Annotated in this window: 13 protein-coding genes; 7 read left to right on the top strand and 6 right to left on the bottom strand. The window is 71.9% G+C overall.

Annotated elements, in window-relative coordinates:
- Nucleotides 1–6: 6 nt before the first annotated feature.
- The gene (locus BLQ91_RS13505; protein WP_090097126.1) at nt 7–771 is read right to left on the bottom strand and encodes an IclR family transcriptional regulator; all 765 of its coding nucleotides are present in this window, start codon (nt 769–771) and stop codon (nt 7–9) included.
- A gap of 243 nt (nt 772–1,014) precedes the next feature.
- Between BLQ91_RS13505 and BLQ91_RS13500 the strand changes: the two genes are divergently transcribed.
- Genes BLQ91_RS13500 through BLQ91_RS13490 form a run of 3 tightly spaced genes read left to right on the top strand, consistent with a single transcriptional unit; the run spans nt 1,015 to nt 4,965 of the window.
- Nucleotides 1,015–1,785, top strand: coding sequence for an MIP/aquaporin family protein (locus tag BLQ91_RS13500; protein ID WP_090097125.1), 771 nt, complete (start codon nt 1,015–1,017; stop codon nt 1,783–1,785).
- A gap of 27 nt (nt 1,786–1,812) precedes the next feature.
- The gene (gene glpK, locus BLQ91_RS13495; protein ID WP_090097124.1) at nt 1,813–3,330 is read left to right on the top strand and encodes a glycerol kinase GlpK; all 1,518 of its coding nucleotides are present in this window, start codon (nt 1,813–1,815) and stop codon (nt 3,328–3,330) included.
- 24 nt (nt 3,331–3,354) lie between these two features.
- A complete protein-coding gene (locus BLQ91_RS13490; RefSeq protein ID WP_090097123.1) occupies nt 3,355–4,965 on the top strand; it encodes a glycerol-3-phosphate dehydrogenase/oxidase in 1,611 nt (536 codons plus the stop codon).
- Nucleotides 4,966–5,080: 115 nt separating this feature from the next.
- Here the strand turns inward: BLQ91_RS13490 and BLQ91_RS13485 are convergent, their stop codons facing one another.
- The 4 genes from BLQ91_RS13485 to BLQ91_RS13470 are packed head-to-tail and all read right to left on the bottom strand — an operon-like array spanning nt 5,081 to nt 8,520.
- A complete protein-coding gene (locus BLQ91_RS13485) occupies nt 5,081–5,770 on the bottom strand; it encodes a CoA transferase subunit B (RefSeq protein WP_090097122.1) in 690 nt (229 codons plus the stop codon).
- Nucleotide 5,771: 1 nt separating this feature from the next.
- Nucleotides 5,772–6,548, bottom strand: a complete 777-nt coding sequence (locus tag BLQ91_RS13480) for a CoA transferase subunit A (protein WP_090097121.1) — start codon at nt 6,546–6,548, stop codon at nt 5,772–5,774.
- Nucleotides 6,545–7,306, bottom strand: coding sequence for a 3-oxoadipate enol-lactonase (pcaD, locus tag BLQ91_RS13475; protein ID WP_176959725.1), 762 nt, complete (start codon nt 7,304–7,306; stop codon nt 6,545–6,547). Before pcaD ends, BLQ91_RS13480 begins: the two co-directional genes overlap by 4 nt.
- Complete coding sequence (locus BLQ91_RS13470; protein ID WP_090097120.1) at nt 7,306–8,520, bottom strand: acetyl-CoA C-acetyltransferase; 1,215 nt, start codon at nt 8,518–8,520, stop codon at nt 7,306–7,308. The genes pcaD and BLQ91_RS13470 overlap by 1 nt, the downstream gene beginning before the upstream one ends.
- A 79-nt stretch (nt 8,521–8,599) precedes the next feature.
- Between BLQ91_RS13470 and BLQ91_RS13465 the strand changes: the two genes are divergently transcribed.
- On the top strand, nt 8,600–9,484 hold the full coding sequence (locus BLQ91_RS13465) for a LysR substrate-binding domain-containing protein (protein ID WP_090097119.1): 885 nt from the start codon (nt 8,600–8,602) through the stop codon (nt 9,482–9,484).
- A gap of 33 nt (nt 9,485–9,517) precedes the next feature.
- Here BLQ91_RS13465 and BLQ91_RS13460 read toward each other — a convergent pair whose 3' ends face one another.
- Complete coding sequence (locus tag BLQ91_RS13460) at nt 9,518–10,162, bottom strand: dihydrofolate reductase family protein (protein WP_090097118.1); 645 nt, start codon at nt 10,160–10,162, stop codon at nt 9,518–9,520.
- 224 nt (nt 10,163–10,386) lie between these two features.
- Here BLQ91_RS13460 and BLQ91_RS13455 point away from each other — a divergent pair, with 224 nt between their 5' ends.
- The 3 genes from BLQ91_RS13455 to BLQ91_RS13445 all read left to right on the top strand — a co-directional run bounded on the left by BLQ91_RS13455 (nt 10,387) and on the right by BLQ91_RS13445 (nt 12,610).
- Nucleotides 10,387–10,941 carry an RNA polymerase sigma factor gene (locus BLQ91_RS13455; protein WP_090097117.1) on the top strand — a complete coding sequence of 185 codons (555 nt, stop codon included), beginning with the start codon at nt 10,387–10,389 and terminating at the stop codon, nt 10,939–10,941.
- A gap of 11 nt (nt 10,942–10,952) precedes the next feature.
- A complete protein-coding gene (locus BLQ91_RS13450) occupies nt 10,953–12,011 on the top strand; it encodes a hypothetical protein (RefSeq protein ID WP_245733387.1) in 1,059 nt (352 codons plus the stop codon).
- Nucleotides 12,012–12,121: 110 nt separating this feature from the next.
- Entirely contained in the window at nt 12,122–12,610 is a 489-nt protein-coding gene (locus BLQ91_RS13445) for a YybH family protein (protein ID WP_090097116.1), read from the top strand.
- The last annotated feature ends 21 nt before the right edge of the window (nt 12,611–12,631 follow it).

The following is a 12,631-nucleotide window of genomic DNA, read 5'->3' as shown; positions in this document are numbered from 1 at the left end:
AGCCCCTCAGTTCTCGTCGACAAGCGAAGTGGTGACGGAGTCCGCGGCCTGCACGACCTGGCGCACCAGCGTCTGCCGCGGCCTCCCGGCGGAGTCGCACAGGCGGTCGGCCGCGCCGGAGATGCCGATCGCGCCGACGACCAGGCCACCGGGGATGCGGATGGGCGCGGCGATGCTGGCCTCACCGGGCATGTACTCCTCCGCCTCACCCGCCCAGCCCTGCGCGCGCACCTCGGTCAGCACCCGCTCCAGCATCTGCGCGCGCGTGATCGTCCTGCGCGTCAGCGACGTGAGCTCCCGCCGGCGTGCGGCCGCCGACAGGTCCGGGTCGTAGGCGAGCAGCACCTTGCCGAGCGCGGTGGCGTGCAACGGCAGCATCGCGCCGATGCCCAGGGTCTGCACGGAGTCGTCGGGCCGGAACACGTGGTGCACGACGAGCACGGCGCCGTCGTGGTGCATGCCGATCCTGACCTCCTGGCCGCTGCGCGCGGCCAGCGTGTCGGCCCAGTTGATCGATCGAGAACGCAGTTCGTTCGCGTCGAGGTAGGACGTTCCGAGGTGCAGCAGCGCCGCGCCGAGGCGGTAGCGGCCCGTCGCCTGGTCCTGCTCGACGAACTCGACCCGTTGCAGCGTCCGGAGAATCCCGTGCGCGGTGCCGCGGGCGAGACCGAGCGAGGCCGCTATTTCCGTGAGACCGTGGTGGCCGGAGCCACGCGCCAGGAGCCGCAGCACGGCTGCGGCTCGTTCGATCGACTGGATGGGTCCCGGCACGCGAAGAACGTAGTTGAGACGACCCGTGTCGGCAATGTCGAACAGCTGGGGCGGCCGTCATCCCTGGACACGAGCCTGAAACGCCTTGTCTGCGCGCAGCGTGACCGGTTGGTCACGCGTTCGGGGGTCACAGGTGTCGACATTGTCGAAACCTGCCCGTTGAGCAGGCGTGACGCGGCTCATTACGTTCCGCGTCAATCACCACGGGGTGATCAGCCGTTCAAGGACGAATGGGAGGCCAGCGTGGGTCTCGGGACAGTGTTCCTCAGCGAGTTGCTCGGCACGGGCATCTTGTTGTTGCTGGGTGCGGGCGTGGTGGCCAACGTGCTGCTCGCGAAGTCGAAGGGGTTCGACGGCGGCTGGCTGTTGATCAACTTCGGTTGGGGTCTCGGTGTCTTCGCCGGTGTCTACATCGCGTACAAGTCGGGGGCGCACCTCAACCCCGCCGTGACGATCGGCATCCTCACCAGCGGCGCGGACGAGTTCGCCCCCGGCGTGCCGGTGAGCGTGACCTCGACCCTCGTCTACTTCGCCGGTGAGTTCCTCGGCGCGTTCCTCGGTGCCGTGCTCGCGTGGCTCGCCTACAAGCCGCACTTCGACGAGACGCCCGACGAGGGCCTCAAGCTCGCGGTCTTCTCGACCGGCCCGGCGATCCGCAGCTACACCTGGAACCTGGTGTGCGAGGTCATCGGCACGTTCGTCCTGGTCTTCGTGGTCCTCGCCCTGGGCAAGACCCCGACCCAGCTCGGCCCGCTGGCCGTCGCGATGCTCGTCGTCGGCATCGGCGCCTCCCTCGGCGGCCCCACCGGCTACGCGATCAACCCGGCCCGCGACCTCGGCCCGCGCATCGCGCACGCCCTCCTCCCGCTGTCCTACCGGGGCACCGACGGCGAGGCCACCACAACTGGCGTGGCCGCCAAGAAGGACTCCGACTGGGGCTACTCCTGGGTGCCCGTCGTCGGCCCGATCATCGGTGGCGCGCTCGCCGGTGTCGCCGCCTCGCTCGCGTTCTGATCTGACCATCCCGAAAGGACAGCTTCGATGACGCAGTACGTTCTCGCCGTCGACCAGGGCACGACCAGCACGCGGGCGATCATCTTCGACCACAGCGGCTCCATCGTCTCCGTGGGCCAGAAGGAGCACGAGCAGATCTTCCCGAGAGCCGGCTGGGTCGAGCACAACCCGGTGGAGATCTCGGAGAACACCCGGTTCGTGATCGGCCAGGCGCTCGCCAAGGCCGACCTCAACACCGGCGACCTCGCCGCCGTCGGCATCACGAACCAGCGCGAGACGGCCGTGGTGTGGGACAAGAACACCGGTGAACCGGTCTACAACGCCATCGTCTGGCAGGACACCCGCACCCAGGCGATCGTCGACGAGCTCGGCGCGCTCGGTGGCGGCGGCGACCGCTACAAGGCCAAGGTCGGCCTGCCGCTCGCGACCTACTTCTCCGGCCCGAAGATCCGCTGGATCCTCGACAACGTCGAGGGCGCCCGCGAGCGCGCCGAGGCCGGCGACCTGCTGTTCGGCAACACCGACACGTGGACGCTGTGGAACCTCACCGGCGGCCCCAACGGCGGTGTGCACGCCACGGACGTCACCAACGCGTCGCGGACCATGCTGATGGACCTCGACACGCTGCAGTGGGACGCCGAGATCGCGGGCGAGATGGGCATCCCGGTGTCCATGCTCCCCGAGATCCGCTCGTCCTCGGAGGTCTACGGCACCGGCGGCCCCGGCGGCGTCCTGAAGGGCGTGCCGATCGCGGGCATCCTCGGCGACCAGCAGGCGGCGACGTTCGGCCAGGCCTGCTACGAGCCCGGCACCGCGAAGAACACCTACGGCACCGGCAACTTCATGCTGCTGAACACCGGTACCGAGAAGGTCGCGTCGAAGAACGGCCTGCTCACCACCGTCTGCTACAAGATCGGTGACGAGGCGCCCGTCTACGCGCTCGAAGGCTCCATCGCCGTCACGGGCTCGCTCGTGCAGTGGCTGCGCGACAACCTCGGCATCATCGGCTCCGCGCCGGAGATCGAGACGCTCGCGCGGACGGTCGAGGACAACGGTGGCGCGTACTTCGTGCCCGCGTTCTCCGGCCTGTTCGCCCCGTACTGGCGTTCCGACGCCCGCGGCGCGGTCGTCGGCCTGACCCGGTTCGTCAACAAGGGCCACCTGGCGCGGGCCGTGCTGGAGGCGACGGCGTTCCAGACCCGCGAGGTGCTGGACGCGATGAACGCCGACTCCGGTGTGCCGCTGACCGAGCTGAAGGTCGACGGCGGCATGGTCGCGAACGAGCTGCTGATGCAGTTCCAGGCGGACGTGCTGGACGTGCCGGTCGTGCGCCCGGTCGTCGCCGAGACCACCGCCCTGGGCGCCGCGTACGCCGCCGGTCTGGCCGTCGGCTACTGGTCGTCCCTGGACGAGCTCCGCGCGAACTGGGCCGAGGACAAGCGCTGGACGCCGGAGCTCGACGCCGACGAGCGCGAGCGCGAGTACCGCAACTGGAAGAAGGCCGTCACCAAGTCGTTCGACTGGGTCGACTCCGACGTCCGCTGATTTTCCCCTGAGGAGCTGAAGAAGTTGTTCGCAAGGCTGGATCCGGCTCGGCGTGCCCGGTCCCTGGAGGCCCTGGGCACCACGGAGTTCGACGTGCTCGTCGTCGGCGGTGGCGTGGTCGGGGCGGGCGCCGCCCTCGACGCGGCCTCCCGCGGGCTGTCCGTCGCACTGGTCGAGGCCGACGACTGGGCGGCGGGCACGTCGAGCCGGTCCAGCAAGCTCGTCCACGGTGGGCTGCGGTACCTGGAGCAGCTGGAGTTCAAGCTGGTCCGGGAAGCTCTGAAGGAACGCGGGTTGCTGCTGCGCCGGCTCGCACCGCACCTGGTGCGGCCGGTGCCGTTCCTCTTCCCGCTGAAGAAGCAGTGGGAACGCGCCTACGTCGGCGCGGGCGTGCTGCTGTACGACTCGATCGGCGGCGCCGGTGCCGTGCCGATGCACCGGCACCTGTCTCGCCGCGGGATGGCGGACATCGGTCCCTCCCTGGACGCCGACGCATTCGCCGGCGCGATCCGCTACCACGACGCGCAGGTGGACGACGCCCGCCTCGTGTCGACGCTGGTCCGCACGGCCGCCCAGCACGGCGCGACCGTCGTCTCGCGGGCACGGGTCACGTCGTTGCTGCGGGGGGACGGCCGGGTCACCGGTGCCTCGGTGCGCGACGAGCTCTCCGGCGTGACGCACGTCGTGCGCGCCCGCCGCGTGATCAGCGCGACCGGCGTGTGGACCGACTCGCTGAACGCCCTGTCGCCCGGCACACCGCCGTTCGAGGTGCGGATGTCCAAGGGCGTGCACGTGCTGGTGGAGCGCTCGAAGATCCAGCTCGACGGCGGCCTGATCACGCAGACCGAGAAGTCGGTGCTGTTCGTGATCCCGTGGGGCGCTCACTGGATCATCGGCACCACGGACACGCCGTACTCCGGTGCGCCGGAGGACGTCGCGGCCACCGCCGAGGACGTCTCGTACATCCTCGACCACGTCAACGCCGTGCTGCGGTCGCCGTTGTCGGTGGACGACGTCGTCGGCACCTACGCGGGTCTGCGGCCGTTGCTCGCCGGGGCGTCCAGCGACACGTCGAAGCTGTCGCGCGAACACGCCGTCGCCGAGCCCGAGCCGGGGTTCTTCGTGATCGCGGGAGGCAAGTACACGACCTACCGCGTGATGGCCGCGGACGTCGTGAACGCCGCTGTGTCCGGCTTGGGACGCGCGGTGGCGCCCTCCCTGACCGCCCGGCTGCCGTTGTGCGGCGCGGTCGGTTTCCACGAGCTGTGGGCGGACCGGGCTCGAGTCGCCGCGGAGTCCGGCCTGCCCACGTCCACTGTGGAGCGCCTGCTGCGCCGCTACGGCTCGGCCGTGCCCGACGTGCTGGCGCTCATCGCCCGGGACCCGTCACTGGCCTCGCCGGTCGCGGGCCACCTGGCGGCGGAGATCGTGTACGCCGTGACGCACGAGGGTGCGCTGGGCCTGGAGGACGTCCTGGCCCGCCGCACGCGGATCGCCATGGAGCACCTGGACTCCGGCGCCTCCGTGGCCGGTGAGGTCGCCGACCTGATCGCCGGTCCGCTCGGGTGGTCCCCGGTCGAACGCGACGCCGCCGTCGAGGCCTACCGGGCCGGCTCGGAGCTGGCGGCGAGCTGAGGTGGACAGCGCGGAGCTGATCGGGAGGCCGCCTTCCGGCGGCTCCCGCTGACGGGGAACACCGGGCGGGGAGCAGGGGTGCACCTGGCCCGGTTCCTCCCCGGCGGCGCCGAGCTCAGGCCGGGTGCGGTGCCGCACGCGGACCAGGACGGTCCGGCGCTGCCGCCGTGACCTCCTGGGCCGCAACCGGCGCGCCGGTCTTCGCCACGACCTCCTCGACCGTGACACCGGGGGCGAGCTCGACGAGCGCGAACGCCCCGTCCGCGACGTCGAGCACGGCCAGGTCAGTGATGACGCGCGCGACGACACCACGTCCGGTCAGCGGCAACGTGCAGGTGGCGACCAGCTTCGGGGCGCCGCCGCGGGCGGTGTGCTCCATGAGGACGATGACCCGGCGGGCGCCGCTCACGAGGTCCATCGCGCCGCCCATGCCCTTGACCATCGCGCCGGGCACCATCCAGTTGGCGAGGTCGCCGTGCGCGGAGACCTGCATGCCGCCGAGGACGGCGGTGTCGATGTGGCCGCCGCGGATCATCGCGAAGCTGGTGGGGGAGTCGAAGAACGAGGCCCCCGGCAGCACGCTGACGGTCTGCTTGCCGGCGTTGATCAGGTCCGGGTCGACCTCGTCGTCGTAGGGGAACGGGCCGACGCCGAGGATGCCGTTCTCCGCGTGCAGCGTGACGGTCGAGTCCGCGGGCAGGTGGTCGGGGATCAGCGTGGGCAGGCCGATGCCCAGGTTGACGTACTCGCCGTCGCGCAGTTCGAGCGCGGCGCGGGCGGCCATGTCGTCGCGGGTCCAGGCCATGTCAGTTCGCCTCCCGGCGGGCACGGGTCGTGCGCTTCTCGATGTCCTTGCGGGCGGCCTGCTCGGGGGTCAGGGCGACGACGCTCTGCACGAACACGCCGGGCAGGTGCACCTGGTCGGGGTGGATCTCGCCGGCCTCGACGACGCGTTCGGCCTCGACGACGGTGAACCGGCCCGCCATCGCGGCGGCCGGGTTGAAGTTGCGGGCCGCGGCGTGGAAGACGCAGTTGCCCGCACGGTCGGCGACGGCGGCCCGGACGAGCGCCGTGTCGGTGACGATCGACTCCTCCAGCACCATCTCCTTGCCGTGGAAGGTGCGGACCTCCTTGGGCGGCGAGGCGAGCGCGACGGTTCCGTCGGGGTGGTGGCGCCACGGCAGGCCGCCCTCGGACACCAGCGTGCCGACGCCGGTGGGCGTGTAGAAGGCGCCGATGCCGGAACCGCCCGCGCGCAACCGTTCGGCGAGCGTCCCCTGTGGAGTGAGCTCGACGGTCAGCTCACCGGCGAGGTACTGCCGGGCGAACTCCTTGTTCTCACCCACGTACGACGCGATGACCCGGCTGATGCGGCGGTGTTCGAGCAGCAGGCCGAGGCCGGCGCCGTCGACGCCGCAGTTGTTGGAGACGATCGTGAGGTCGTCGGCGCCCTGGTGCAGCAACGCCTCGATGAGGAACCACGGGATGCCCGCGAGCCCGAACCCGCCGACCGCGACGCTGGAACCGGACCGGATGCCCGCCACGGCCTCGGCCGGTCCGCCGACCACCTTGTCCAGGCTCATGAGCGGTTCTCCCCCGTGAGGTGGTCGACGAGCGCGGCCGTGACGACGCCCGGCTGTTCGACGTTGGCGAGGTGCGCGGCTCCCGGCACGACGAGGAGCTGTCCGTCCCGGACGGACGTGGCGATCTCCTCGAGGTGGCGGGGTGGCGTCGCCGGGTCGTCGGCCCCCGCGATCGCGAGGGTCGGCGCGGTGATCTCGTGCAGGCCGGCGCGCTGATCCATGCCGGCGATCGCCTCGCAGCAACTCGCGTACCCCTCGGCGGGAGTGGCGGCCACCATCGCCTCCCACGGCGCGCGGTCCCGGTGCGCCGGGGTGAACCAGCGCTGGACGACGGATCTCGCCACCGCCCGCGTCCCCTCCGCGCGGACGAGCGCGGCGCGGTCGGTCCAGGTCGACGCGGGCCCGAGGCAGGCGCTCGTGCACAGGACCGCGAGCCGGTCGACGCGCTCGGGGTCGCGGGCGGCCACGCGCAGCGCCGTCATGCCCCCGAGCGACAGCCCGACCAGGTGGGCCTTCGGCGCGCTGAGCCGGTCGAGCAGCCCGACGAGGTCGTCGGCCAGGTCGTCGAGGGTGCAGGCGCCGGGGACGACGGGGGAGCGGCCGTGACCTCGGGTGTCGTAGCGGACGACGCGGAAGTGCTCCTCGAGCGCGGGAACGGTGGCGTCCCACATCTCCAGCGCCGACCCGAGCGACCCGGACAGCACGACGACAGGGCCGTCCCGCCTCCCGCTGACGACGTGGTGGACCTCGACGCCCATCAGCGCACCGCCTCGAAGACCGCGGCCAGGCCCTGGCCGCCGCCGATGCACATCGTCTCCAGGCCGTAGCGGCTGCCGCGGCGGCGCATCTCGTGCGCGAGCGTCGCGAGGATCCGCGCGCCGGTCGCGCCGACCGGGTGGCCGAGCGAGATGCCGGACCCGTTGGGGTTGAGCCGGTCGTCGGCCGGGTCGAGCTCCCACTCGCGCAGCACGGCGAGCACCTGCGCGGCGAACGCCTCGTTGAGCTCGATGACGTCGACGTCGCCGAGGGTGAGCCCGGCGCGGCCGAGCGCGGCGGCCGAGGCGGACACCGGCCCGATGCCCATGACCTCCGGCCCGACGCCGGTGACGGCCCAGGACCTCAGCGCGAGCAACGGCCGCAGCCCGCGCTTCTCGGCCTCGTCGCGGGTGGTGACGACGCACAGCGCCGCGCCGTCGTTCTGGCCGCTCGCGTTGCCCGCGGTGACCGTGGACTCCGGGTCCAGCTTCAACCGCACGGGCTTGAGCGCGGCCAGGTCTTCCAGTGTCGTGTCCGGCCGCGGGTGCTCGTCCCTGCCGACCGTGAGATCGGGCTTGCCGCGCCGCCCCGGGACGGTCACCGGCACGAGCTCGTCGGCGAACAGCCCGGCCTCGTCGGCCGCGCCCCACCGCTGCTGCGACCGCACCGCCAGCTCGTCCTGCTCCTCGCGCGAGATGCCGTACTCGCGGCGGAGGTTCTCGGCCGTCTCGAGCATGCCGCCGGGCACCGGGTGGAACCTGCCGCCGGCGGTCTCCCTGGCCCGGTCGAGGCGGTCGACGAGCTGCACGCCGCCGCTGCGGACGCCCGTGCGCAGCCCGAGCGCGTAGTGCTCGACCTGCGACATCGACTCGGCACCCCCGGCCACGACGACCCGCGCCGCACCGGTCGCCACCTGTCCCGCCGCGTAGAGCACGGCCTGCAACCCGGAGCCGCAGCGCCGGTCGATCTGAATGCCGGGCACGCCCGTGCCGAGCCCCGCGTCCAGCGCCGCCACCCGGCCGATCGCCGGCGACTCGCCGCTCGCGTAGCTCTGCCCGATCACGACGTCGTCGACATCGCCCTCCTCCAGCCCCGTGCGCCGCACCAGTTCGGTGAGCACGGCCGTGGCGAGGTCGGCGGCGCTGAGCGAGGACAGGGCCCCGCCGAACCGCCCGACCGGTGTCCGGAGGGGTTCGCAGATCACGACGTCGGTCATGGCCTCGACGCTAGGCCCCTGCGGCGATATTCAGAAATACTCATTTCGTGCCCGGTGAGACTCTGAGAATATCAATCCCGTGGAGCTCCGTCACCTGCGCTACTTCGTCGCGGTCGCCGAGGAACGGCACTTCGGGCGCGCCGCCGAACGCCTGAACATGGCGCAACCACCGCTGTCGCAGCAGATCCAGCAGCTGGAGACCGAGCTCGGGGTCACGCTCCTGCACCGCACGACCCGCAAGGTGGAGCTGACCGGAGCCGGCGCGGTGTACCTCGAACGGGCGCGAGCCGTGCTCACCGCCGTGGACGACGCGGCCGCCGAAGCCCAGCGCGTGGCCAAGGGACTGCAGGGCCGCCTCGTCGTGGGCTGCGTCGGCTCCGCCACCTACAGCCTGCTGCCCGCCTTCGCCCGGGCCCTGCGCGAGGAGCTGCCGGCCGTCGACTTCACGTTCCGGGGCGAGATGCTCGCCCCGGACCAGCTCGACTCCCTGCTCGGCCGCCGCATCGACCTCGCCCTGCTGCGCCCACCCGTCGAGCACTCCGCGCTGAAGGTGACCACGGTCCGCCGCGACCAGCTGATCGTCGCGCTGCCCGAAGGCCACCCGCTGGCCCGCCGCAAGCGCCTGGGGGTCGGGGACCTGCGCGACCAGGACCTGATCGTGCACGCCTCCCGCGGCCGGTCCGTCATGCACGGCATCGTCACGGACCTGTGCCGCTCGGCGGGGTTCGAGGCGCGCATCCGGCACGAGGTCGCGGAGACCTCGACGCTGGTCACGTTCGTGGCTTCGGGGCTGGGGGTGGCGGTGGTCCCGCGGCCCGTGGCGGAGCTCGGGGTGCCGGGGACGACCTACCGGCCGCTGGCGGGGAACCAGGGCGTCGATCTGATGGCCGCTGTGCGCGCCGACGACGACTCACCGGTGCTCGCCAGGGCGCTCGGGCTGCTGGAGCGGGTGACACGGCGCTGAACCGCGGCGCCGGGAGGCCCGGCGCCGCACACGTCACTTGCGCCAGAACAGGTGGTGCGTCACCCCGCTCGAGCTCGGCACGACGTCCACGTGGAACCGGTCGAGCAGCTCGTCCGGCGACTTCCACAACGGCACGCCGTGCCCGAGCTCGACCGGCGACACCGCGACGTGCAGCGTGTCGATCAGGTCGGCGTCGAGGAACGAGCGGATGGTCGTGGCGCCGCCGCCGATCCGGACGTCCTTGCCCCGCGCGGCTTCCTTCGCCTGACGCAGGACGTCGGCCGGGTCGCCGCCGACGAAGTGGAAGGTCGTGTCGGAGAGGGTGAACGACGGCCGCACGTGGTGGGTCAGGACGAAGACCGGCGTGTGGAACGGCGGTTCGTCGCCCCACCAGCCCTGCCAGTCGTGGTTCTCCCACGGGCCGCGGTGCGGGCTGAACTTGTGGGCGCCCATGATCTCCGCGCCGATGTTGTTCGCGAAGTCGCGGGTCAGGTAGTCGTCGAGGCCGCGGGTGCCGCCGGGGTCGGTGCGGTTGGGCCAGCTCGCCGTGGCGCCCGCCCACGCGAACATGGCGCCCGGATCGGCGTGGCCGAACGGCCTGTCGAGGGTCTGGTCCTCTCCCGCGCCGAACCCGTCCCGCGACACGACGAAGTTCTGCACCTTCACCAGCTGGGTCATGGAGCTTCCTTTCCGTTCCTGGTCGGCAGGTTGACCGCGGTGGCCGCACGAATTCATCGGTCCCGGCCGCAAGAGCATGCCCCCGCAGCCGCACCGCTGCCGCGCGGTCGGACGTGAGACCGCGCTGACCAGCTGCTTCGGCGACTCGGGGGAGCAACCTGAACGGTTTCGGCGCGCGTTGGCAAAGACGGGGTGCAAGGGCGAAGCGAAACCCGAGGAGCTTCATGTCGTCAGACGCGGAACTGATCGGCAGATCACTGCGCGGAGACACCGGCGCCTTCGTGGAAGTGATCAGCCGCCACGAGACCGCGATCGGGAACTACCTCGCGCGCAGAGTGGGGCGGCAGGCCGCCGAGGACGTGCTCGGCGACGTGTGGGTGGCCGCCTACGAGTCCCGTGCGACGTACGACCGGTCATTTCCCGAAGCCAGGCCTTGGCTCTACGGAGTCGCGCTCAACAGGGTGCGGCGGTATTGGCGGTCCGAGCCAGCCGAGGAGCCGGCGGCGGACCTCACCCGCGTGGTGAGCGACTGGGACCCGTGGCCGGCGGTCGATGCCCGCGTGGACGCGCAGGCGTTGCTGCGCACGGCACTGGACCGGCTCAAACCGGAGGAACGGGAGGTGCTCGGCCTGGTCGCCTGGGAGGACCTGACCGTCGCGGAGGCGGGCCGGGTGCTCGACATCCCGGCCGGCACGGCGCGCCGGCTGCTGCACCAAGCGCGCAAAGCGTTGCGAGAGGCCCCCGAGGTGGCCGCGCTGCTGCAAGTCCCGACAACGTGAGAAGACACCCCATGGATGAGATGGATCTGATGAAGAAGCTGCGTGACGTCCCGTCCCCCGACGCCGAGGCCTACGACCGTGCTCGCACGGCACTGCAGGCGGCGATGGCGGAACCCGGGAGCACGGTCGTGCGCCCCAAGCGGTGGATGTCCTGGCCCAAGGTGAGCGCCGCCGCCGTGGGCGCGGCCGCCGTCGCGGTGGCCGTCGTGATGGCGACGACGAGCGGCACCACCCCGGCCGGGCCTTCCGACGCGGGCCGGTCCGAGGCCGCGCCGCAGGCGGTGGTCGAGTCGCCGCTGGTGAAGCTCGCCTCCGAGGTCAAGGCCGCGGGGACGCTGCCGGGCGACGCGTCGCTGATCATCGGCACGAAACCCGCGCCCGACGGCACGCCGTACGTCTACTACACCGTCTACAGCGACCGCGGCCAGATCTTCAAGGGCGACTCGCCGAAGACGCTGGCGAGCTCGGTGGCCAAGAACGACGACCAGGCCATGCCGTTCGACGCCAAGGTGATGGCGGCGGCCCGCCTGGCCGCCGACGGCGACGTGGAGAAGGCCAGGACCGCTATGGTCACCCCCGCCGGCAACGCCCTGGGACTCGGCCTGAGCCCCGCCGAGGCGGACAAGGCGTGGGCGGACGCCCAGGCCGAGATGGCGGAGGAGTTCCGCAAGATCGGCAAGCAGGTCCCCGCCCCGCGGCCGCGGCCGACGGGCAAGGAGCTCGAGAACCTCATCAACAACCACCTGTGGAGCAACAGCACGTACGCGCTGTTCGTCGGTGCCGCCAACACCGACGTCCGCGCCGGTGTGCTGAAGCTGCTCGCCACCATCAAGGAGGTGACCGTCGCCGAGGCCGAGGCCGGGGGCAAGCGCGTGCTGAACCTCAGCGCGAGCCCCGACATCCTGGGCGGTGACGCCTCGACGGTGCTGACCCTGGACTTCGACAACGGTCTGCCCATCAGCAACGAGATCTTCCCGGCGAAGGACTCGAAGACCCCGTCGAAGCACGCGATCGTCACCTACAGGTCGTCCCGCGTGACCCTCGCCGACGTGGCGGCGGGCAAGATCTGACCATCGCGCGGCATCGTGGGAGGACCGGCGAACACGCCGGTCCTCCCGCGGTCGTGGGTGGGTGTGACGCACCCTCCCGGGAGGACGCCGGCGGCCCTAGCGTCGAGATCATGAACGACGAACGGGTGATCGCGGACCTGCACGAGCGCTGGGTGTTCGGCTGGGACCGCCGCGAAGGGGACGAGCCCTTCGACTTCCGGCGGGTCTTCGGCGAGTTCTACGACTTCGGCTCCCCGGACGTCCGCCTCTACGACGACTTCGACCCCGAGCACCGCGTGGCGACGTCGGCCGCCGCGTACGGCGAGATCTGGACTCCGGCTTTCCAAGAGATGATCTCCGCCCACCACGCGGTCGACGACGGCCCGCACGTCCTCGTCTCCGGTGACCTCGCGGCGTCCACCCTGCGGTTCGTGGCGCGGATCGCCACCCCCGACGGCGTGACGGACATCCGCACCACGACCTCGCTGGTCTGGCGCCGCACGCCGGACGGGTGGCGGATCGTGCGCGAGCACAACTCGACGCAGAGCCTGCCCAGCGGGGAGTTCGACGGGCGGTTCGGCGAGGACCGCCAGGACTCCGGGCCGGTGTCGGCCGGGTAGGCGCGCCGGGCGAGGCCGTTC

This window comes from Lentzea jiangxiensis, from assembly GCF_900104175.1.
Classification (GTDB): Bacteria; Actinomycetota; Actinomycetes; order Mycobacteriales; family Pseudonocardiaceae; genus Lentzea; species Lentzea jiangxiensis.
The sequence above is the reverse complement of the archived record's forward strand: the minus strand, read 5'-3'. Positions and strand labels throughout refer to the sequence as shown.

Bases quoted from the DNA above. Each gene is read 5' to 3' on its own strand.
- pcaD (WP_176959725.1), bottom strand. From the start codon at position 7,306: ATGGGCGTCGAGGTCCACCACGTCGTCAGCGGGAGGCGGGACGGCCCT.
- BLQ91_RS13470 (WP_090097120.1), bottom strand. From the start codon at position 8,520: ATGACCGACGTCGTGATCTGCGAACCCCTCCGGACACCGGTCGGGCGG.
- BLQ91_RS13445 (WP_090097116.1), top strand. From the start codon at position 12,122: ATGAACGACGAACGGGTGATCGCGGACCTGCACGAGCGCTGGGTGTTC.
- BLQ91_RS13480 (WP_090097121.1), bottom strand. From the start codon at position 6,548: ATGAGCCTGGACAAGGTGGTCGGCGGACCGGCCGAGGCCGTGGCGGGC.
- glpK (WP_090097124.1), top strand. From the start codon at position 1,813: ATGACGCAGTACGTTCTCGCCGTCGACCAGGGCACGACCAGCACGCGG.
- BLQ91_RS13455 (WP_090097117.1), top strand. From the start codon at position 10,387: ATGTCGTCAGACGCGGAACTGATCGGCAGATCACTGCGCGGAGACACC.
- BLQ91_RS13450 (WP_245733387.1), top strand. From the start codon at position 10,953: ATGGATGAGATGGATCTGATGAAGAAGCTGCGTGACGTCCCGTCCCCC.
- BLQ91_RS13485 (WP_090097122.1), bottom strand. From the start codon at position 5,770: ATGGCCTGGACCCGCGACGACATGGCCGCCCGCGCCGCGCTCGAACTG.
- BLQ91_RS13460 (WP_090097118.1), bottom strand. From the start codon at position 10,162: ATGACCCAGCTGGTGAAGGTGCAGAACTTCGTCGTGTCGCGGGACGGG.